Here is a 19,472-nt window from a genome sequence, read left to right on the forward strand (position 1 = left end):
CCCACCCCGCTCCGCGTCGCGGATCGACCCTCCCCACAAGGGGGAGGGTAAAGAACTCTCAGAACTCGATGCCTTGCTGCGCCTTCACGCCGGCCGAGAAATGGTGCTTGGTGACGCCCATCTCGGTGACCAGATCCGCCGCCTCCACGAGCGCCGGCTTGGCGTTACGGCCGGTGACGACGATGTGCAGGCCTTCGCGCCGCGCCTTCAGCGCCGCAACGACCTTGTCGAGATCGAGATAATCATAGCGCAGCGCGATGTTGAGCTCATCGAGCACGACCAAGCTGATCGAAGGATCGGCGATCAACTCCAGTGCCTTGGCCCAGGCGGCCTCGGCGGCGGCGATGTCGCGCTTCAGGTCCTGCGTCTCCCAGGTGAAGCCCTCGCCCATCGCGTGCCAGACGACACGGTCGCCGAAAGCAGCGAAGGCATCCTTCTCACCGGTGTGCCATTTGCCCTTGATGAACTGGACGACACCGACCCGCTTGCCATAGCCGAGCATGCGCAGCGCCAGGCCGAAGGCGGCTGTCGTCTTGCCCTTGCCCGGCCCCGTATTGACGATCAGCAGCCCCTTCTCGACGGTTTTGCTCGCCACCTCGGCATCCTGCACCGCCTTGCGCTTGGCCATCTTGGCGCGATGGCGTTCCGCATCCTTGTCTTCGGTCATGTCATTTCACCTTCAGCGGCAGCCCCGCCACCATCAACAGAACCGTGTCGGCAACCGCCGCGACCTGCTGGTTGAGCCGTCCAGCGTCATCGCGAAAACGGCGCGCCAGCGCATTGTCCGGCACAATGCCTTGCCCGACTTCATTGGACACCACGAACCACGGGCCGCGCGGCCGTGACAACACGTCCGCCAGCCGCCGGCACTCGGCGGCGACATCGTGATCGGCCAGCATGTGATTGGTCAGCCATAGCGTCAGGCAGTCGACGAGCACCGGCTGGTTGTCGGGCAAAGCCTCGAGCGCACCGGCAAGGTTGAGTGGCGCGTCGATGGTCGTCCAGCCGTCGACGCGCCGCAAGCGGTGCAGCGCGATGCGCTCACGCATCTCGTCGTCATAGGCTTCGGCTGTGGCGATATAGATCCATGGCGAGGGTAAAGTCGTCGCCAGGATTTCGGCGTGCGCGCTCTTGCCGGAGCGCGCACCACCGATGATGAAGGTCAGCTTGCTGCGATCAGGCAAAGCTGTCGCGCAGGCTGCCGGCGGTGCCGGTGAAGCGTCCGCGCACCACGCCGACGGCGGCGCCGAGCACCAGCCAGAACACCAGATTGGTCAGCGTCACCGCCACCACGAACTGATGATGCAGGCCCTCCGGGATCGGCGTCTCGAAACTGTCGGGCTGCGGCGCGCCGATGACATGTGGGGCGATGATCAGCAGGACGGCAAGGATGGTCAGCGGCGGCGATCTGCGGAACGCGATTAGGCCCAGTCCGATTGAGGTCGCGACCACGGTCGCCGCCCACCAGATCTGGCGCTGCATGAGGTCAGCCGCGGGCATGGCCGGCAGTTCCGGCGGCAGGCCGAGGCCGGGCGCCAACGTGAACACGGCAAAGCCGGCCAGGCCCCAGAACACGCCCTGGCGCCAGTTGCCGATACCGCCAGCGAATTCCGAGACCGCCACGAGGACCAGCGCGAAGCCGACACCGGTGACGATATTGGCAAGCACGCTGAAGCCAAAACGCTCGAAACCGTCGGCCGGAGCCCAGCCTTCGTCTTCCGCCGGGGCGGCTGCTTCAGCCGGTGCTGGCACGGCGGAGCTCATGGCGTTGGTCTCTGCTGCTGCCGGTGCGGCGTGGTCGTGATGGTGGCCGCCGCCGGCCTGCTCATAGACTTCAGCCTTGAGGATCAGCGGCACGGTGGCATAGGCCTGCATACAGGCGAGAACGACGCCAGCAACGAGCCCTGCGATCGCCGCGATGAACACGACGTTGCGAAATAGGTTCATGATGTCAGATCCTCGTCAGTGGCAGGGAAACGCCATCGAATGACGGTAATCGTGGGCGGCATTGTGGACCGCATCGATATGCGAGAAGCCGACAAAGCCAACAACGAAGAGTCCGAGCAGCGCCGCGAGCACAAGCTGCATGAGGCGCGACTGCGAGGAGACGGAGGCGCCGAGGGAGACGGAAGCGGTATTCATGTCTTGTCCTTTCACCCTCCACCCGAGGGCATCGAAGTCAGTTTCCTGTCGCCGGCAGGTCTCCTGGCTCGCGGATCAGCGCCCTTCCCCACCTTCCCAAAGAAAAATCTTCAGTGGCTTATGGAGAGGACTACCGCATACAGTTGCGGGGGCAGCCACGGCATTGGGCAACAACTCGAGCCCGCACCGCATTCCCTCTTGGCTCCAAACGGAACCGACGACAGCTTGGACTATAGGCAGAATCGATGCGTCCGGCAAACCCAATTCCGCCGGTGACCATTGTGAATGCGCCATGTCGAGATCAGTCGCTTGTACCGTATTTGACAATTCCGCTGGCCGGGTGGCGGCTTCCGTCTTCACAGGAAGCCAGCCATGCAGCCCGGTGGCAGCGAGCGCGCTCCTTACAACGGCCTTGCCCGGGCCGAACCGACGCTGCCGTCATCGGCCTACTTGGACGCGGAAGCCCAAAATCGCGACAGATGTCCGCCAGAGCGAATTCTGAAGGCCGGCTAAAGCGACTTCGGCAGATATCGCCAGGTCACGAAGCCGCAAAACGCCGCCAGCAGGCCGAGCGTCACGAATACCGAGCCAAGCCCGAAGAACGCCAGCACGACGGAATAGACCAGCGGCGGTGTCAGCTCGGAAAAATCGAGATAGGTGCGGTAGACCGCGGCCATCTGCGCGCGCTCATAGGTGCGCACCGAGCGCATGAAAGCGGTCGAACCCAGCGCGTCGAGCGCGATGGTGAAGAAGGCGCCGCACAGCAGGAAGGCGCCAGTGAGCAGCGGGGCGCTCTCGCCGACCGTGCCTGCCGCCAGAAGCGTGGCCGACATAGCGAAATAAGCGAAGGTCATGGTCTTGCGGCCACCAAAGCGTTTGCCGGCCTTGCCCCAGAAGATCGCCATGAACAAAAGCGCGTTGCCGGCCGAGACCAGGAGACCGCCGGCGAGATCGCCCTGCCCGGTGATGACCATGAACAGCGGTCCGTAGACGAAGAACGTCGTCCAGAAGCAGGAGCGGCCAAAGGCGATCAGCCAGGCGAGCCTCAGCCTGGGCTGTGCGATGAAGCGGCCGATATTGGCGAGCGGATTGGCCGGACGCGTCTTGCCCGGCTGGATCGACTGGTTGTCGCTGAGCCGGTAGAACCAGAACAGCGCCAGCAAGATCGTGGCAAACACCGCCACCGCACCATGCGCGGCATAGATGCCGAAATGCGCGTAAAGAAAGATGCCGAGTGTCGGCCCGCCGGTCCAGGCGAACATCGACCACGCCATGCGAAGCGATTCGGCCTGCATGAAGTCGGTCTTGCGGATGTGGTCCATGATGTAGAGGTTGAGCGTGATCGACAACGCACTGGCGCCCATGACCCGGCACAGCATGCCGGCCAGTTGTCCGGCAAGCGTATGGGTGACGAAGAACAGCGATCCGATGGCGAGCAGGCAGGCGCCGGCGGTGTAGACCCAGCGCCGCGCAAAGCGGCGGATGAGCATCGGCATGAACAAGGTTACCGACAGGCCGAGCAGCGCAACGATCGTATAGAGGATCGAGACGATCTGCTCATTGTGCAGGATCTCGTAGGCCTGGATCGGGATGACGCTCGACACCGTGGCGCGGGCGAAGGACTCGACCGCGTACAGCGAGGCGAAGGTGCGCGCATCCGCGGCCTTGAGGGCCGGGAGCCAGATCGGATGGCGCACATGGGTGGACATCGCTTCCCCAAAGCAGAATCACCGGCCAAATCTGCCTTAGCGATTTCAGTGCCAATAAGAGGAAACCGACGCGCGCGCGGTGAAAAACGAAGCTGGTCAAAGGCTTTCCGGCGCTGGCCTAAAGCGGGATCCCAAGCGGCCGGCGCGGCTCGGCGCTATGCCGACGGTCCCGGCCTTCTTCTGTCTGGTTGAACCGTGATAGTCCTCAAGCGGGCTGAATCAGATCGCGAGACCATGACCATCCATACACCGACCGCACCCGTTCCGGAGCCATCGAAGCGCATCGTCGCCATCGACATCGTGCGCGGCATCGCGCTGCTGGCCATGGCGAGCTATCACTTCACCTGGGACCTGGAGTTCTTCGGCTATACCGATCCCGGCCTCACCGCCTTCGGCTGGTGGAAGATCTACGCCCGCTGCATCGCTTCGACCTTTCTGTTCCTGGTCGGCGTCAGCCTCTACCTCGCCCATGGCAAGCAGATCCGCTGGAACGGCTTCTGGAAGCGGTTCGCCATGATCGCGGGCGCGGCGATCGCCATTTCGGTCGTCACACGCATCGCCACGCCCGACGGCTTCATCTTCTTCGGCATCCTGCATGAGATCGCGCTCGCCAGCCTGCTTGGCCTCGCCTTCCTGCGGCTGCCCGCGCTGCTGACGCTTGTCGTTGCCGCGCTGATCATAGCCGCGCCCGTCTACCTGCGCTTCGAGGCCCTGGATCATCCCTGGCTGTGGTGGATCGGCCTGTCGGCGATCAATCCGCGTTCCAACGACTACGTTCCGCTGTTTCCATGGTTCGGTGCGGTGCTCATCGGCATCGGGACGACGAAGCTCATGACCTCCTCCGGCATGCGAACGCGCCTGGCGAGTCTGATGCCCGGTCGCTGGGCCAACCCGCTGGTCTTCATCGGCCGCCACAGCCTCGCCTTCTATCTGATCCACCAGCCGCTGCTGATTGGCTGTGTCTGGCTGTTTTCGCAGGTGATGCCGGCCGAGGTCGAAACCCCGCAGGTCAATTTCCTGAAAACCTGCCAGCGCTCGTGCGAGCAGACGCGCAACGCAACCTTCTGTTCGAGCTATTGCGGCTGCATGCTCGATACGCTCGAAGGCGAAGCCTCTCTTGATCGGCTCTACAACAACGACCAGACTGCGGACTGGAGAGCCCATCTGTCCGATCTTGCCGGCATGTGCACCGGCAAGACCGAGGACAAGATGACGGAGGGAGGGACGCAATGACCGACAGCCAGCCGAAGCCCGGAATGATCCCTTGGCCACCGGTGATCTACGCCGCCGCCATCGCCATCAGCGTCATCCTCGGCATGCTCTATCCCTTGCCCTGGATCGACGATCTTCTGGGCGACATCCTGTTCGCGGCCGGCTGGGTGGCGCTGTTCGGCGCCGCGGCGCTCTGGGTCACCGCCATCCGCGCCATGATGCGGGCCAAGACCACGCTCAGCCCCACCGCCCTGCCGGACCATCTCGTCACCTCGGGCCCGTTCGGCATCACCCGCAACCCGATCTACCTGGCACTCACCCTGATGCTGATCGGCGTCGCCTTCGTCTCGGGGATAGCCTGGTTCTTCCTGTTTGCCTTCATCGCAGCGTTCGTTACGCAGAAGGTCGCGATCGAGGGCGAGGAAAAGATCCTGGCGGCGAAGTTCGGCAAGAAATACCGCGACTACACCAAACGGGTGCGACGCTGGATTTGAGGCAGCGTCGCCAGGCTCTGTAATGCCGTCAAGTGACCTTGGCCGCCAGACCGGTCATCTTGGTGGCGTTTGGCCGGAACCCGATGCTTTGCTTCGTCTCGTCATCCTAGGGCGGAGCAAGGAGCGAAGCGACGCGCGCAGACCCTAGGATCCATGCCGTGACGTTAAGGCGTTTGCAACGGTTCAGAATTCTGCCCCGTGGCACTCTACGATCAAGGTCACAGCATGGCTCCTCGGGTCTTCGCTCCGCTTCGCGTCGCTACGCCCAAGGATGACAAAGTTCGGGGGGCTCCGGCAAATCTCGAACGTCTGCGAAAGTTGGCCTGGACGAATGCTGAAGTCTTCCGCTGAGAGCGGGTTTACGTGTTCACACCCAGTTCCACCAGCCGCTCGACGCAGGATTCCTCGGCCTGGTCGAGTTCCGCCAGCGTCTCCTCGAGGTCGCGGCGCTTTTGCCGGAGGTCCTCGCGCTTTTCCTCGATGCGCTTGATCATCAGCTTCAACTGCCCGACCTCGCCCGGCGGCTCTTTATACATCTGGATGATCTCGCGGATCTCGTTGATCGAGAAGCCGAGCCTTTTGCCGCGCATGATCTGCCGGATGAGATGGCGGTCGGACGGGCGAAACAGCCGCGTGCGCCCACGCCGCACGGGCTGCACCAGTCCCTCATCCTCATAGAAGCGCAGCGTCCGCGTTGACACGTCGAATTCGCGGGTCAGTTCGGTGATCGAATAATATTCCCGCATTGTCACTCCGTGCCGGAATCCCGGGCGATCGTCATGCGCCGCCTTCTGTCCCGAACCAACCCTCGCCTCGCCGGAATCGACGCGGCACCCCATGCAAGCCTCGCACGGCATTTACGTAAAAGTCAATTGAGACAGCTACCTGACGCCGAACCACCAGCTTGCAAGGCCGAGGAAAGCGAAAAAGCCGACGCAGTCGGTGACGGTTGTGACGAAAACCGCCGACGCCACGGCCGGGTCGATCTTGAACCTGTCGAGCAGCAGCGGGATCAGGATGCCGGCTAGTGCGGCCGCGAACATGTTGATGATCATGGCGGCTCCTATGATCCCGCCGAGATTGGGATCGCGAAACCAGACGGCGGCGACGATGCCGATCAGAACGGCAAAGACAATGCCGTTGATGAAGCCCACACCCACTTCGCGGCGAATGATGCGGGCGGCATTGTAGATATCGAGGTCCTTGGTCGCCAGCGCCCGCACGGTGACGGTCATGGTCTGCGAACCGGCATTGCCGCCCATGCCGGCCACGATCGGCATCAGCACGGCGAGCGCTACGATCCGCTCGATCGTGTGGTCGAACAGGCCGATTACCGATGCCGCCAGGAATGCCGTGACAAGGTTGACCAGCAGCCAGGGAACGCGCGAACGCGAAGTTGCCAGCACGGTGTCGGAAAGCTCCTCGTCGCCGACACCGCCCATGCGCAACAGGTCTTCCTCGGCTTCCTGCTGGATGACGTCGACGACGTCGTCGATGGTCAGCACGCCGACCAGCCGCTGGTTCTCGTCGACGACGGCGGCCGAAAGCAGGTCGTACTGTTCGAACTCCCGCGCCGCTTCTTCCTGGTCCATGGTGGCCGGGATGGCGTGGCGCGTCTCGTGCATGACCTCCTCGACCTTGACCGCGCGCTTGGTGCGCAGGATCTGGTCGAGGTCGATGGCCCCTAACAGCTTGAAGGTCGGATCGATGACGAAGATCTGGCTGAAGCGATCGGGAAGGTTCTTGTCCTCGCGCATGTAATCGATGGTCTGGCCTATGGTCCAGAACGGCGGCACCGCGACGAACTCCGTCTGCATGCGCCGTCCGGCGGTCTCTTCCGGATAGTCCAGCGAGCGGCGCAGCCTGATCCGTTCGGTGAACGGCAGCTGCGACAGGATCTCGTCCTGGTCTTCCTTCTCAAGGTCTTCGAGGATGTAGACCGCGTCGTCGGAATCGAGTTCCTGCACCGCCTGCGCGATCTGCGCGTTGGGAAGGTTATCGACGATCTCCATGCGGATCGCCTCGTCGACTTCGGTCAGCGCGGAAAAGTCGAAATCGGCGCCCAGGAGTTCGACCAGAGCCCGCCTTTGTTCGGGATGCAGCGCCTCGATCAGGTCGCCGAGTTCCGACTGGTGCAGATGGTCGACTTCACGCTTGAGGGACAGCGTGTCGCGGTCGGCGATCGCAGCCCCGATCTGGGCAAGGAAGGACGAAAGCACCGCGCCGTCCTCGCCATAGATGTCGGCGTGGACCTCGTCAGCCGCCTTGGCGGAGGTCGTCTGCTTGTCCTGGCCTTCCACCAGCGCCTCCCGCCATCAGAATCCCGAAAAGGTGCCTGTCAGGTCTAGACCATGATCTTGAAAAGTGGAAACCGGTTTTGGGGTCCGACGCTGAAACAAAAGAAAGATAGAGCCACAGCATGATTCGAGTTCGCAACCTGTTGCTCTAACCCACGGAAATCCTGAACGAAACGGACACTTTCCATTGACGATGATTTGCGCCGATGCGGTGCTGGCAGTCGAGCCCGGACCCTGTCGAATTCACGAGAACAAGCTGCGCTTGGTGTTCAGGCGGCGCGACAGTGCATGTCGCAGGGGAAAGAGCACCCCTATGCAATTGGGGCAGAATTGTCATGATGCAGGTCCACGCATTGGCTGGACCGCCCAGGCCGTAACCCGAACAGCCGGAAGCCCTTGAAGATCAGCTCGCAGACATCGAACAAGACAATCGAAGAGCGGCGCGTTCGCGTGGTCGTCGCCGAACGCAATCCGCTCGTCATATCGGCCTTGCGCGAAATGCTGGAATGCGACGGCCGCTTCGAACTTCTCGCCTCTGTCCAAAGCGGCAAGCATTTCCTGGAGCTGGCAATGACGGGCGAATTCGACGTCGCGGTCATCGGCTGGAAGCTCTCCGACATGGATGGCGCGGATGTTCTGGCCGAGGTCCAGGGCCGCAAGCTCGATGTGCGCGTCACGGTGTTTTCAAACGACCATGACATCGGCATCCTGAAACAGTGCGTGCGGCTGGGAGCCCAGGGCTACTGCTTCCAATTCGACGATCCGGCCATCATCTTCGAGACGATCCTGGCCGTCGCCCACGGGCGCATCTGCATCCCCTTTATCGACATCAACAAGGTCAACGACACGCCGCTGGCGCAGCTCACGGTCCGCGAGCGCGAATTGCTGGCGGTGCTCTCCGACGGCTGGACCAATTTGCAGATCGCAACGCGGACGGGCATTTCCGAGAACACGGTGAAATACCACCTCAAGAACCTCTACGACAAGCTCGACGTCCGCAATCGGGCGATGGCCGTCGCGCTCTACGCGCGCGAGAAGCGCACTCAGAAACAGCCTTTCGGGTAGGCCAAACGGGTAGGCCAGTCCCACCCGCACGCGGCAAGATCTTACCCGCCAAGGTGTGGCTTCCATTCGCCATCCAAACGAAACTCCCCGTCACCGCTTTGCTTGATCAGGAGGAGTTCGCATCATGGCCGGTTTCACCCATCTTTTCATTCCGGGGCCGACCAACATCCCCGAACAGGTCCGGCAGGCGATGAACCTGCCAATGGAGGACATGCGCGCCGCGTCCTTCCCCGATCTCACGCTGCCACTGTTCGGGGACATCAAACGAGTCTTCAAGAACGAGACCGGCCGCGTCTTCATCTACCCATCCTCGGGCACGGGCGCCTGGGAAGCGGCGATGACGAATGTTCTCAGCCCCGGCGACCGCGTGCTGATGTCGCGCTTCGGCCAGTTCTCTCATCTGTGGGTCGACATGGCCGAGCGCCTCGGCTTCGAAGTCGATGTCATCGACTGCGAATGGGGGACCGGCGTGCCGCTTGAACTTTACGCGGAGCGGCTGAAGGCCGACAAGACGCACCGCATCAAGGCCGTCTTCTGCACGCAGAACGAGACGGCGACCGGCGTGACGAGCGACGTCGCTGGCTGCCGTGCGGCGCTCGACGATGCAAACCACCCTGCCCTCCTCTTCGTCGACGGCGTGTCGTCGATCGGCTCGATCGACTTCCGTCAGGAGGAATGGGGCGTCGACTGCGCGGTCAGCGGCTCGCAGAAAGGTTTCATGCTGCCCGCAGGTCTCGGTTTCCTGTCGGTCAGCAAAAAGGCGCTTATCGCTTCGAGAACCGCCACCCACCGGCGCTGCTTCTTCTCCTTCGAGGACATGATCCGCGCCAACGATGCCGGCTATTTCCCCTACACGCCGGCGACGCAGCTGCTGCGCGGCCTGCGTGCCTCGCTCGACCTGATCGAGGACGAAGGCCTGGACGCCATCTTCGCCCGCCACCATCGTCTCGCCGAAGGCGTGCGCAAGGCGGTCGACGCCTGGGGCCTGAAACTCTGCGCCAAGGCGCCGAAATGGCATTCCGATACGGTGAGCGCCATCCTGGTGCCGGAAGGCATCGACAGCGGCGACGTCGTCAAGCGCGCCTATGGCACCTACCAGACGTCGCTCGGCGGCGGCCTCAACAAGGTGTTCGGCAAGGTCTTCCGCATCGGCCATCTCGGCTGGCTGAACGAGGTGATGGTGCTTGCCTCGCTGTCGGCGGCCGAAATGGCGCTGCTCGATTGCGGCGTGCGGCTGGCGCCGGGCTCCGGCGTCGGCGCGGCCATCCAGCACTTCCGCGCCTCGGCGCAGGTGCCGGTCGCCGAAGCGGCATAAGGGGGAGCCGACGATGAGCCACACCATCAACCACCTCAAGAAATTGCGGCTGCAGCGCAGCGAGCTGGCGGTTCCCGGCTCCAGCCCGGAGATGATCGGCAAGGCGGCGAACAGCGCCGCCGACTTCGTCTTCCTCGATATCGAGGATGCCGTCGCACCACCCGACAAGGAACGCGCCCGCAAGAACATCATCCAGGCGCTGAACGACATCGACTGGCGCGCCAAGGGCAAGACCGTCTCGGTGCGCATCAACGGTCTGGACACCCATTACATGTACCGCGACGTGGTCGACGTGATGGAACAGGCCGGTGACCGCCTGGACACCATCCTGGTGCCGAAGGTCGGCGTGCCGGCCGACCTCTATATGGTCGAGGCCATGGTCAACCAGATCGAGATGGCCAAGGGTTTCAAGACCCGCGTCGGTCTCGAAGCGCTGATCGAGACCGCGCTCGGCATGGCCAATGTCGAGGCCATTGCCGCGACACCCGGCCGGCTGGAGGCGATGCATTTCGGCGTCGCCGACTATGCGGCAAGCTGCAAGGCGCGCACCGTCAACATCGGCGGCCTCAATCCCGACTATCCCGGCGACCAATGGCATTTCGCCCTGTCGCGGATGACGGTCGCCTGCCGGGCATACGGCCTGCGCGCCATCGACGGACCGTTCGGCGATTTCTCCGATCCGGAGGGTTATGTCGCTGGAGCCAGGCGCGCCGCAGCCCTTGGCATCGAAGGCAAATGGGCGATCCACCCCTCGCAGATCGCACTCGCCAACGACGTCTTCTCGCCTCCGGAAAAGGAGGTGACGCGCGCCAGGCGCATCCTCGAAGTGCTGAAGGAGGCCGAGGCGCTCGGCAAGGGAGCGGCCGCCCTCGACGGCAAGATGATCGACGCCGCGTCGGAGCGCATGGCGAGGAACGTCCTGGTGGTCAACGAAGCCATCGAACGCGCCGACCAGGCGCGCGCCGCCACGCATTGACGGTAATGGGAGGACAACAATGGACATCCACGAATATCAGGCCAAGGAACTGCTCGCCCGTCACGGGGTGCATGTGCCGCGCGGCGGGCTGGCCTACAGCCCCGAGCAGGCGACCTACCGGGCACGCGAGATCGGTGGCGGCAAATGGGTGCTGAAGGCGCAGGTTCATTCGGGCGCCCGCGGCAAGGCCGGCGGCATCAAGCTGTGCACCAACGACGAGGAGATCTCGAGCGCCGCCGAAGCGATGCTCGGCCGCAAGCTGGTGACCCAGCAGACCGGTCCGCGCGGCAAGCTGATCTCGCGGCTCTATCTGGAAGAAGCGGTCGACATCGCCCAGGAGCTCTATCTTGGCTTCGTACTCGACCGCAAGGAAGAACGCGTCATGATCGTGGCCTCCGCCGCCGGCGGCATGGAGATCGAGGACATCTCTGAGAAAAAACCTGATTCCATCATCCGCGCGACCGTCGATCCCGGCGTCGGCATGCAGCGCTTCCAGGCGCGCGAGATCGCCTTCGGGCTCGGGCTGGAGGACAGCCTTATCGGCAAGGCGACCGAGACCATCTTCAGCTGCTACCAGGTGTTCCGCGACTACGACGCCTCCATGCTGGAGATCAATCCGCTGGTGGTGACCCGCGACGGCAATCTGGTCGCGCTCGACGCCAAGATGTCGTTCGACGAGAACGCGCTGTTCCGCCGGCCGGAAATTTCGGAGCTGCGCGACAAGAGCCAGGAAGACCCGCGCGAGACCTTCGCCAGCGACCGCGGCCTCTCCTATGTCGGGCTCGACGGCAACATCGGCTGCATTATCAATGGCGCCGGCCTCGCCATGGCGACCATGGACATGATCAAGATCGCCGGCGGCGAGCCGGCCAACTTCCTCGACATCGGCGGTGGCGCCTCGCCCGAGCGGGTGGCGAAATCCTTCCGCGCCGTGCTTGGCGACAAGAATGTCGAGACCATCCTCGTCAACATCTTCGCCGGCATCAACCGCTGCGACTGGGTCGCCGAAGGCGTCGTCAAGGCGATCCGCGAGGTGGGCGTGACCGTGCCGCTGGTTGTGCGGCTCTCCGGCACCAAGGCCGAGGAAGGGCGCCGTATCCTGGCCGATTCCGGCGAGGCGGTGATCGTCGCCGACACGCTGGCCGAAGCCGCCGAAAAGGCCGTCGCCGCATGGCGTGCGGCCAACAAGAAAAAAGCAGCCTGAGGGAGGTCGAAAACATGGCAATCCTGCTCAACCGCAGCACGCGCGTTATCGTGCAAGGCTTCACCGGCAAGATCGGCAGCTTCCACGCCGAGGACATGAAGCGCTATGGCACCAAGCTCGTCGGCGGTGTCACCCCCGGCAAGGGCGGCCAGGCACATCTCGGCCTACCCGTCTTCAACACGGTAAAGGGCGCGGTGCGCGAAACCCGCGCCGAGGCCAGCATCGTCTTCGTGCCGCCGCCCTTCGCCGCCGATTCGATCATGGAGGCGGCGGATGCGGGGATAAAACTCTGCGTCTGCATCACCGACGGCATCCCCTCGCAGGACATGATGCAGGTCAAGCGCTACATGCGCCGCTACCGCTTCGAGGACCGGATGCGGCTGGTCGGCCCGAACTGCGCTGGCATCATCACGCCGGGACAGGCGCTGATGGGCATCATGCCCGGCTCGATCTACCTGCCCGGCCGCATCGGCATCGTCGGGCGCTCCGGCACGCTCGGCTACGAGGCCGCCTCGCAGATGAAGGCGCTCGGCATTGGTGTGTCGACCAGCGTCGGCATCGGCGGCGATCCGATCAACGGCTCGTCCTTCAAGGACATTCTGAGGCTGTTCGAGCAGGATGACGAGACCGATGCCGTGGTCATGATCGGCGAGATCGGCGGGCCGCAGGAAGCCGAAGCCGCGATCTGGGCGCGCGACAACATGCGCAAGCCATTGATCGCCTATATCGCCGGCCTTTCGGCGCCGAAAGGCCGCCGCATGGGCCACGCCGGCGCCATCATTTCGGCCTTCGGCGAGTCGGCGCAGGAGAAGGTCGAAATCCTGAAAGAGGCCGGCGTCGTCATCGTGCCGACGCCATCCTCCTTCGGCGAGGTCGTGGCCGACACGCTGGCACGCATAAAGAAGGCGGCTTGATGGCCAAGCGGCCGAAGACCGCATAGCGCGAACGCAAGCGGTGCATAAAAACAAATACTTGGAGCGGTTCAGCGTCTCATGCAGTCACTGAACCGCTCCAAGGGCGCGGCCACAGTGGCAATCGATGGACGGGTCAGGAAACTGATTTGGAACAGAGTAGGCGCATCAGATTTCGTGAGGACGAGCGCAGCCTTTTGTTGCGCCTGCTGCTTCAGGTCGCAAGCGCGCGTGAGCCCGAGATCGCCGCTGTTCTAAGCGGACGCAGGTCGCTTGTCTCGCTTGCCGCGGAGCAGCGCATCCCGGCACTTCAGGCGAGCGGCGTGTGGTTCCAGTTGCTGACGATTGCCGACGAGTTGCTTGCCATGCGAACGCGTCGCGAACTCGAACAAGGCGCCGGCGTCGACGAAGTGCCCGGGTCGTTCGCCAGCGTGATCGCGCAGATGGCGGCGAACGGCCACTCGGCGGAGGAAGTCCAGGCGGCGCTCGATGAGCTTTGCGTCGGCCCGACCATGACCGCGCACCCGACAGAGGCCAAACGCGTCACGGTTCTGGAAATCCACCGCCGTATCTATCGCAAGCTGACCGAACTCGACCAGCCGCGCTGGGCGCCGGGCGAACGCGACCTGTTGGTCGCCGATCTGGAAAGCGAGATCGAGCTTCTGTGGATGACGGGCGAACTGCGGCTGGAGCGTCCGACGGTCGAACGCGAAATCGCCTGGGGCCTGCATTTCTTTCGCGAAGTCATCTTCGAGGCAACGCCGCAGCTCTACGGCAAGCTTCAAGGCGCTTTCCAGCGTCACTATCCGGGAGAGCCGATCAGAATCCCTTCTTTCATGCGCTATGCCTCGTGGATCGGCGGCGACCGCGATGGCAATCCAAACGTGACGGCCGCGGTCACCGTCCATGCCGTGGCCGAGTACCGCAATACCGCCATAGGCTGGTATCTGACGCAGGTGCAGCGGCTGGTGACGGTGCTCAGCGCCAGCTCGAACGTCATTGAGCTGCCGGCCAGCTTCAAGCCGGTGCTGCAAACGGCGCTTGATAAAAGCGGACAGGCGCGAGAGATCGCCACCCGCAACCCTGACGAACCGCTTCGCCAGTTCGCTTCGGCCTTGCTTGCCCGGCTGGAGGCCACGCGAGACGGCGGCACGGCGGCGTACCTCTCGGCGGAGGCGTTTCGTGCCGATCTGAACAGCCTGTCATGCGTTCTCGAAGCGATTGGAGGGCGCGCGGTAGCCAGGCGTTTCGTGCAGCCCCTGCTTTGGCAGGTCGGAAGCTTCGGCTTCCGTACCGTCTCGCTCGACATCCGGCAGAACTCCACGGTCGTCAACCGGGTGCTGGCCGAGCTGTTTGCGCTGACAAATCCCACAGATCCGGTCGCGGCCGGCACACCGCAATGGTCGGCGCGCATTCGCGCGGCCTTAAGTGGGGGCGAACGGCTGGAGATCGACACAGGCCGGCTTTCGCCGGAAGCAGGTGAACTGCTTTCGACATTCTCCGTCATCCGCGAGCAGATCTCCAGCTCGGATGCCGACGCCTTCGGCTCTTTCGTTCTCAGTATGACCCGCTCGGCCGACGATCTGCTCGCGGTCTATCTACTGGCCCAATATTGCGGACTTTCAACCGCGCCTGGTGGCGGCGGCGCAATCAGGCTGCGGATCGTGCCATTGTTCGAGACCATCGCCGATCTGCAGGCAGCACCCGTCATCCTGAACGAATTGCTCGGCGTTTCGCTGGTGAGGCGGACGGTGCAGGATTTCGGCGCGCGCCAGGAGATCATGCTTGGCTACTCGGATTCCAACAAGGACGGCGGTTTCCTGGCCTCCAATTGGGAACTGGCAAAAGCGCAAAAGCGCCTCGCTGCCATCGGCCGTAAGCATAGGGTCAGGATCAGCTTCTTTCACGGTCGCGGCGGCTCTGTCAGTCGTGGCGGCGCGCCGACCGGCCGGGCAATCGCGGCACAGCCGGCAGGCACCGTTGCCGGAGCCATGCGGGTGACGGAGCAGGGCGAGGTCGTATCGTCGAAATTCGCCAATCGCGGCACCGGCCTCAACCAGCTCGAGGTTCTCGCCGCCGGCGTACTGGCCCATAGTGTCGGATCGGCGGGCGATGTCGTGCCGAAGGAAACGCCGGAGTTCGACGAAGCGCTGGAAGCGCTGGCGGGCATGTCGCAGGCATCCTATGCCAGGTTGATGGCCGAGCCGGGCTTCCTCGATTATTTCAACCAGGCGAGCCCGGTCGCGGAATTGGCGCTCCTGAAAATGGGCTCACGGCCGGATCGCCGTTTCGGCGCCAGCGGCATTGCCGACCTGCGCGCCATTCCCTGGGTGTTCGCCTGGAGCCAGAACCGGCACCTGTTGACCGGCTGGTATGGCATCGGCAGCGCACTCAGCTCGTTCGTCGCGGTGCGCGGCGAGGCCGGGCGCGAGCTTCTGGCCCGCATGTTCGAGCACTCGCGCTTCTTCCGCCTGATCGTCGACGAGGCCGAAAAGACGCTTTACCAGTCCGACATGGGGATCGCGCGGCTCTACGCCGGCCTGGTGTCCGACAGCCAAGCGGCTGGGCGAATCTACGCCCGCATCGCCGCCGAATACGAGTTGACGCGGCGCCTTATCGGTGACCTCACGGGAGGCGATCTTTCCGCCCGCTTTCCGATGTTCAAGCGGCGTTTCGACAATCTGCGGCGGCAGATGGATGACATTCACCGGCTGCAGGTCGAGCTGCTGCGCGAAGTCAGGTCAAAGACCGGGACAGCGGATCAAAAGCGGGCGACCGACGCTCTGCTCGTATCGATCAATTGTATCTCGGCTGGCCTCGGGTGGACGGGATAGGCGAGGTTTTCGTTGGGCTACCTACGTCACCTAGCGTCGTTTGCCCTTCGATTGGAAAGTCGGGTGTGCTGGGGCGACCCGGCGACCCCGATTCGCAGATTTCTGTGATTAGGCCTAAACGTAGGAACATCAGCTTCTAATCGTGTCAATTTCGTGAGTCGGTTCATGTCCTTCGAAATGCGCCTCCGCCGTATTGAGCAAATTGAGCAAGAAATTCTTCGGAAGGCATCGGCGCTGATGGAAGACGGCGCCGGCGTCTATCAATCAGATTTATTTGTCCTTGGAGCTACGAAGCGCGTTCTTTCGCTCGCATCCGGGTTCAGGATACTGATGGCCGCGCGAAATTTCACTTGCGGCGCCGCGCTGCTTCGAATGCAAATCGATACTGCGGCAAGAGTCCACGCGTTGAAACTCGTGGATAGCATGGACGCCCTCTGCAAGGCAGTGCTCTCCGGTCAGCGATTTGATAAGCAGAAGGATAGAGAAGGTGAATTCCTGAGGGACAATCGGCTGATTTCGAAGCTGATGGAAGAATTTCCATGGGTCGAGAATGTCTACAAAGAAACGTCGGGTTTCGTCCATCTATCAGAACGGCACATATTCTCTTCGATCGCCAAAACCGACGACGCCAGCAGAACGGTTCAGTTCGTCATTAGCGCCGAAGACCCTGAACGACCGGACGAGGACTATTTTGAGATACTGGACTGCTTTTTTGAAGCTACCAAGATGGCTGCAACCATCATACTTGGATATGTCAAATTCCGGAGCCTAACAGCGCAGGAGAAAGAGTTGACCGCAGAGGCTTCATAGCCGTGAGAGACCAAAGCCAAACCCGGCGCAGACTGCTAGGTCAACGGGTGGAGGAAAACCTTCATTTGCAAAGGTTTCAAGGCTTTGGCTAAGCGAGCATTTGGTGCGGTCGAGAAGACTCGAACTTCCACGGGTTGCCCCACAGCGACCTCAACGCTGCGCGTCTACCAATTCCGCCACGACCGCACGTGGTAGGAGCCGGAACCGACCGGCTCGCGGCGTGTAGCAAATCGTTTCCGGCGAAACAAGTGCGTGGCGAGCAATAATCTCAAGCGATTGGCATAACGGTCCACAGGATTGGAATGAGCGCCCGCAACTGGACGTTTACGCCCGATATCGCCATATGAGAGCGGATGCATGTCGCCCGGACACATGCTTCGGGCCTGACCCATGGGATGCACAAGCGAAAAACGAAAAAGCCATGCCAGAACGCAGCCAGATCGCCACGTCGTTCCTGCCGCTCCCCGGTTCGGCGCCGGTCGAATGGCTGGTCGAGCCTGGCCTCACCGCTTATCCCGATGCGCTGGCTTTCATGGAGGCGCGCGCCGAGGCGATCCGCAGCGGGGCCGCCGGAGAAATGGTCTGGCTGGTCGAACATCCCCCGCTCTACACCGCCGGCACCAGCGCCCGTATCGAGGACCTGATCGATCCCGACCGCTTTCCGGTGTTTTCGGCCGGGCGCGGCGGCGAATACACCTATCATGGGCCGGGCCAGCGGGTCGCCTATGTCATGCTCGACCTGAAACGGCGCCGAGAGGACGTTCGCGCCTTCGTCGCCGCGCTCGAACAGTGGATCATCGGCACGCTCGCCGCCTTCAACGTGCGCGGCGAACGGCGCGAAGACCGTGTCGGCGTCTGGGTGGTGCGGCCGGATCGCCCTGCCCTGCCGGACGGCTCGCCGGCCGAGGACAAGGTCGCCGCGATAGGCATCCGGCTGCGGCGCTGGGTGAGTTTCCACGGCATCGCCATCAATGTCGAGCCGGACCTTTCCCATTTCGGCGGCATTGTGCCGTGCGGTGTTCAGGACCATGGCGTCACCAGCCTCGTCGACCTTGGTCTTCCCATCACAATGGGGGACCTCGATCTGGCACTGAAATCCGCTTTCGAGGACGTCTTCGGCCCCACCGAGGCTCTGCCCGCCGAAGAGGCTCGCAAAGCCGGTTGAATCTTCCCGGCCCGGAGAACCTGCCTAGATCAGTTGCGCCGACGCCCACAGGACGCCGCAGCCATGGATGACGAACACCGCCAGCAGCGCGCCCGCGATAGCGAAGCGGTCGACCGTGCGGATCGGCTCCAGTTCGTGGCGCGGCTTCACCCCGCTGCCCATGGTCAGCAGGCTGAGGATCGAGAAGACCGCTCCCGCCGCGAGCAGAAAGCCGGACGAGAAACCCGCCTGCCGGCCAAGCATCAAGAATGCCGAGAGCAGGAAGAACGAGGCCAGCGCCAGCGCGATCGGCCCGGGGCAGATCTGGCGCAGCACCTGGCCGCCATCGAACTTCCACACCGGCACCAGATTGGCGATGTTGAACAGGGCCGCGCAGCCCGCCAGCGCCGCGAGCAGCGCGGCGGCGGCCTTGTGCCCCTCGGCGCCGGCAAGCGCGCTGCCGGCAATGACGATCGGCACCAGGAAGGCTGAGAACCCCGCCCCCATCAATGCCACGAAGGCCACTTCGAACCGGCTGTTGTAGGGCCGGCCGCCAATGGCGATGCCGCCGAGCAGCGGGATGAAGATCATTCGCGCCTTGCGGTGTCCCATCAGCCGGAACGCCGCCATGTGGCCGAGTTCGTGCAAGGCCACGACCGACGTCAGGATCGCGGCCAGCGCCAGCCCGCCAAGATGGAGACCGAAGAACGGCCACAGGATCAATGCCGACAGCACCGCAAAGCCGATCTGGCTCAGCGGATGCTCGAACCAGCCGCCTTTGCGATAACGCCCGGTCGTCGCCCAGCCTTGCAGCTTGGAGAGCTCGCGGCGCATGGCGAAGTAACGGAACACCAGGAAGGCGATGCCGCGGTAGCGGTCGGTCCGGCCAAGGGTCACCCTTGTGCCATGCCCCTCGCAAACCAGTTCGGTGGTCTCCCGATAGTCCTTCCAGAAAGAACTATCGAGCGCGGTATCCTCGATGACGCGCATCGAAAAGCGGCTGCCCTCGACAACGTCCTCAAACCTTGACCTTCGCTCGATCGGCTTGCCGTCGCGGCCTTCCCACGACAGCATGATGCGGGCCACGCCCTCCTTGTCCAGCGCTTCGGCCGACAGGATCTCACCGGACCAGCCGGCATCGCTGCCAAGCGGCCACAGCGCCTGCCAGAGGCGCTGGCGGTCCATGGCAACCACGCGGCTCACCCTGACCGTGCGCAAACCAAGCGGCAGGGTCATCAAGAGAAAGATCAGCCCGAGATTGCTGGCCACGAGAATGGCCGTAACGATCGGCGACACCTGGACGTTGCTCCCTGCCTTCAGGGCACCCTAACGTCGCGGCGGCAAGAAAGACTTAACGGG

At 63.3% G+C, this 19,472-nt stretch carries 18 protein-coding genes, 1 tRNA gene and 1 riboswitch; of the genes, 10 read left to right on the top strand and 9 right to left on the bottom strand.

Features of this window, described 5'->3' with window-relative positions; translation table 11 throughout:
- Positions 1-58: 58 nt before the first annotated feature.
- The 5 genes from cobO to FJ930_RS23225 form a co-directional block, all read right to left on the bottom strand.
- Positions 59-667: a cob(I)yrinic acid a,c-diamide adenosyltransferase gene (gene cobO / locus FJ930_RS23205; RefSeq protein ID WP_140740827.1), complete on the bottom strand. Its 609-nt coding sequence runs from the start codon at positions 665-667 to the stop codon at positions 59-61.
- Between the two features lies 1 nt (position 668).
- Positions 669-1,184: a bifunctional adenosylcobinamide kinase/adenosylcobinamide-phosphate guanylyltransferase gene (cobU, locus tag FJ930_RS23210; protein WP_141840264.1), complete on the bottom strand. Its 516-nt coding sequence runs from the start codon at positions 1,182-1,184 to the stop codon at positions 669-671.
- Positions 1,177-1,947: a CbtA family protein gene (locus FJ930_RS23215; RefSeq protein WP_141840265.1), complete on the bottom strand. Its 771-nt coding sequence runs from the start codon at positions 1,945-1,947 to the stop codon at positions 1,177-1,179. Before FJ930_RS23215 ends, cobU begins: the two co-directional genes overlap by 8 nt.
- A gap of 15 nt (positions 1,948-1,962) precedes the next feature.
- Positions 1,963-2,142, bottom strand: coding sequence for a CbtB domain-containing protein (locus tag FJ930_RS23220; RefSeq protein WP_141840266.1), 180 nt, complete (start codon positions 2,140-2,142; stop codon positions 1,963-1,965).
- 35 nt (positions 2,143-2,177) lie between these two features.
- A riboswitch (cobalamin riboswitch) is annotated at positions 2,178-2,376 on the bottom strand.
- A gap of 275 nt (positions 2,377-2,651) precedes the next feature.
- The gene (locus tag FJ930_RS23225) at positions 2,652-3,851 is read right to left on the bottom strand and encodes an MFS transporter (protein WP_140749237.1); all 1,200 of its coding nucleotides are present in this window, start codon (positions 3,849-3,851) and stop codon (positions 2,652-2,654) included.
- A 234-nt stretch (positions 3,852-4,085) separates the two neighbouring features.
- Between FJ930_RS23225 and FJ930_RS23230 the strand changes: the two genes are divergently transcribed.
- Together FJ930_RS23230 and FJ930_RS23235 are read left to right on the top strand one after the other, a co-directional pair.
- Entirely contained in the window at positions 4,086-5,084 is a 999-nt protein-coding gene (locus FJ930_RS23230; RefSeq protein ID WP_141840267.1) for a DUF1624 domain-containing protein, read from the top strand.
- A complete protein-coding gene (locus tag FJ930_RS23235; RefSeq protein WP_140749231.1) occupies positions 5,081-5,557 on the top strand; it encodes an isoprenylcysteine carboxylmethyltransferase family protein in 477 nt (158 codons plus the stop codon). The genes FJ930_RS23230 and FJ930_RS23235 overlap by 4 nt, the downstream gene beginning before the upstream one ends.
- Before the next feature lie 359 nt (positions 5,558-5,916).
- Here the strand turns inward: FJ930_RS23235 and FJ930_RS23240 are convergent, their stop codons facing one another.
- Together FJ930_RS23240 and mgtE are read right to left on the bottom strand one after the other, a co-directional pair.
- On the bottom strand, positions 5,917-6,303 hold the full coding sequence (locus FJ930_RS23240; protein ID WP_006203215.1) for a MerR family DNA-binding transcriptional regulator: 387 nt from the start codon (positions 6,301-6,303) through the stop codon (positions 5,917-5,919).
- A gap of 135 nt (positions 6,304-6,438) precedes the next feature.
- Positions 6,439-7,857: a magnesium transporter gene (gene mgtE / locus FJ930_RS23245; RefSeq protein WP_141840268.1), complete on the bottom strand. Its 1,419-nt coding sequence runs from the start codon at positions 7,855-7,857 to the stop codon at positions 6,439-6,441.
- 393 nt (positions 7,858-8,250) lie between these two features.
- Here mgtE and FJ930_RS23250 point away from each other — a divergent pair, with 393 nt between their 5' ends.
- The 7 genes from FJ930_RS23250 to FJ930_RS23280 all read left to right on the top strand — a co-directional run bounded on the left by FJ930_RS23250 (position 8,251) and on the right by FJ930_RS23280 (position 16,969).
- Positions 8,251-8,919 carry a response regulator transcription factor gene (locus FJ930_RS23250; RefSeq protein ID WP_141840269.1) on the top strand — a complete coding sequence of 223 codons (669 nt, stop codon included), beginning with the start codon at positions 8,251-8,253 and terminating at the stop codon, positions 8,917-8,919.
- A 124-nt stretch (positions 8,920-9,043) separates the two neighbouring features.
- Entirely contained in the window at positions 9,044-10,234 is a 1,191-nt protein-coding gene (locus FJ930_RS23255; RefSeq protein WP_141840270.1) for an aminotransferase class V-fold PLP-dependent enzyme, read from the top strand.
- A 13-nt stretch (positions 10,235-10,247) separates the two neighbouring features.
- Entirely contained in the window at positions 10,248-11,210 is a 963-nt protein-coding gene (locus tag FJ930_RS23260; RefSeq protein ID WP_141840271.1) for a CoA ester lyase, read from the top strand.
- 19 nt (positions 11,211-11,229) lie between these two features.
- On the top strand, positions 11,230-12,414 hold the full coding sequence (locus FJ930_RS23265; protein WP_141840272.1) for a malate--CoA ligase subunit beta: 1,185 nt from the start codon (positions 11,230-11,232) through the stop codon (positions 12,412-12,414).
- A gap of 14 nt (positions 12,415-12,428) precedes the next feature.
- The gene (sucD, locus tag FJ930_RS23270; RefSeq protein ID WP_141840273.1) at positions 12,429-13,328 is read left to right on the top strand and encodes a succinate--CoA ligase subunit alpha; all 900 of its coding nucleotides are present in this window, start codon (positions 12,429-12,431) and stop codon (positions 13,326-13,328) included.
- Positions 13,329-13,474: 146 nt separating this feature from the next.
- A complete protein-coding gene (locus FJ930_RS23275; protein ID WP_141840274.1) occupies positions 13,475-16,159 on the top strand; it encodes a phosphoenolpyruvate carboxylase in 2,685 nt (894 codons plus the stop codon).
- A gap of 165 nt (positions 16,160-16,324) precedes the next feature.
- Positions 16,325-16,969, top strand: coding sequence for a hypothetical protein (locus FJ930_RS23280; protein WP_141840275.1), 645 nt, complete (start codon positions 16,325-16,327; stop codon positions 16,967-16,969).
- Between the two features lie 101 nt (positions 16,970-17,070).
- Here FJ930_RS23280 and FJ930_RS23285 read toward each other — a convergent pair.
- Positions 17,071-17,155: transfer RNA gene (locus tag FJ930_RS23285), tRNA-Leu, on the bottom strand.
- Positions 17,156-17,390: 235 nt separating this feature from the next.
- Between FJ930_RS23285 and lipB the strand changes: the two genes are divergently transcribed.
- The gene (gene lipB, locus FJ930_RS23290; RefSeq protein WP_141840276.1) at positions 17,391-18,134 is read left to right on the top strand and encodes a lipoyl(octanoyl) transferase LipB; all 744 of its coding nucleotides are present in this window, start codon (positions 17,391-17,393) and stop codon (positions 18,132-18,134) included.
- Positions 18,135-18,158: 24 nt separating this feature from the next.
- Here lipB and FJ930_RS23295 read toward each other — a convergent pair whose 3' ends face one another.
- Positions 18,159-19,409, bottom strand: coding sequence for a site-2 protease family protein (locus tag FJ930_RS23295; RefSeq protein WP_141840277.1), 1,251 nt, complete (start codon positions 19,407-19,409; stop codon positions 18,159-18,161).
- Between the last annotated feature and the right edge of the window lie 63 nt (positions 19,410-19,472).

It is taken from the genome of Mesorhizobium sp. B2-4-15 (genome assembly GCF_006658505.1).
Lineage (GTDB): Bacteria > Pseudomonadota > Alphaproteobacteria > Rhizobiales > Rhizobiaceae > Mesorhizobium.

Excerpts from the sequence above, each read along its gene's own strand:
- FJ930_RS23230 (WP_141840267.1), top strand. The coding sequence starts at position 4,086 with ATGACCATCCATACACCGACCGCACCCGTTCCGGAGCCATCGAAGCGC.
- lipB (WP_141840276.1), top strand. The coding sequence starts at position 17,391 with ATGCCAGAACGCAGCCAGATCGCCACGTCGTTCCTGCCGCTCCCCGGT.
- FJ930_RS23220 (WP_141840266.1), bottom strand. The coding sequence starts at position 2,142 with ATGAATACCGCTTCCGTCTCCCTCGGCGCCTCCGTCTCCTCGCAGTCG.
- sucD (WP_141840273.1), top strand. The coding sequence starts at position 12,429 with ATGGCAATCCTGCTCAACCGCAGCACGCGCGTTATCGTGCAAGGCTTC.
- FJ930_RS23280 (WP_141840275.1), top strand. The coding sequence starts at position 16,325 with ATGTCCTTCGAAATGCGCCTCCGCCGTATTGAGCAAATTGAGCAAGAA.
- FJ930_RS23215 (WP_141840265.1), bottom strand. The coding sequence starts at position 1,947 with ATGAACCTATTTCGCAACGTCGTGTTCATCGCGGCGATCGCAGGGCTC.
- cobO (WP_140740827.1), bottom strand. The coding sequence starts at position 667 with ATGACCGAAGACAAGGATGCGGAACGCCATCGCGCCAAGATGGCCAAG.
- FJ930_RS23260 (WP_141840271.1), top strand. The coding sequence starts at position 10,248 with ATGAGCCACACCATCAACCACCTCAAGAAATTGCGGCTGCAGCGCAGC.
- FJ930_RS23225 (WP_140749237.1), bottom strand. The coding sequence starts at position 3,851 with ATGTCCACCCATGTGCGCCATCCGATCTGGCTCCCGGCCCTCAAGGCC.
- FJ930_RS23235 (WP_140749231.1), top strand. The coding sequence starts at position 5,081 with ATGACCGACAGCCAGCCGAAGCCCGGAATGATCCCTTGGCCACCGGTG.
- FJ930_RS23265 (WP_141840272.1), top strand. The coding sequence starts at position 11,230 with ATGGACATCCACGAATATCAGGCCAAGGAACTGCTCGCCCGTCACGGG.
- FJ930_RS23255 (WP_141840270.1), top strand. The coding sequence starts at position 9,044 with ATGGCCGGTTTCACCCATCTTTTCATTCCGGGGCCGACCAACATCCCC.
- FJ930_RS23240 (WP_006203215.1), bottom strand. The coding sequence starts at position 6,303 with ATGCGGGAATATTATTCGATCACCGAACTGACCCGCGAATTCGACGTG.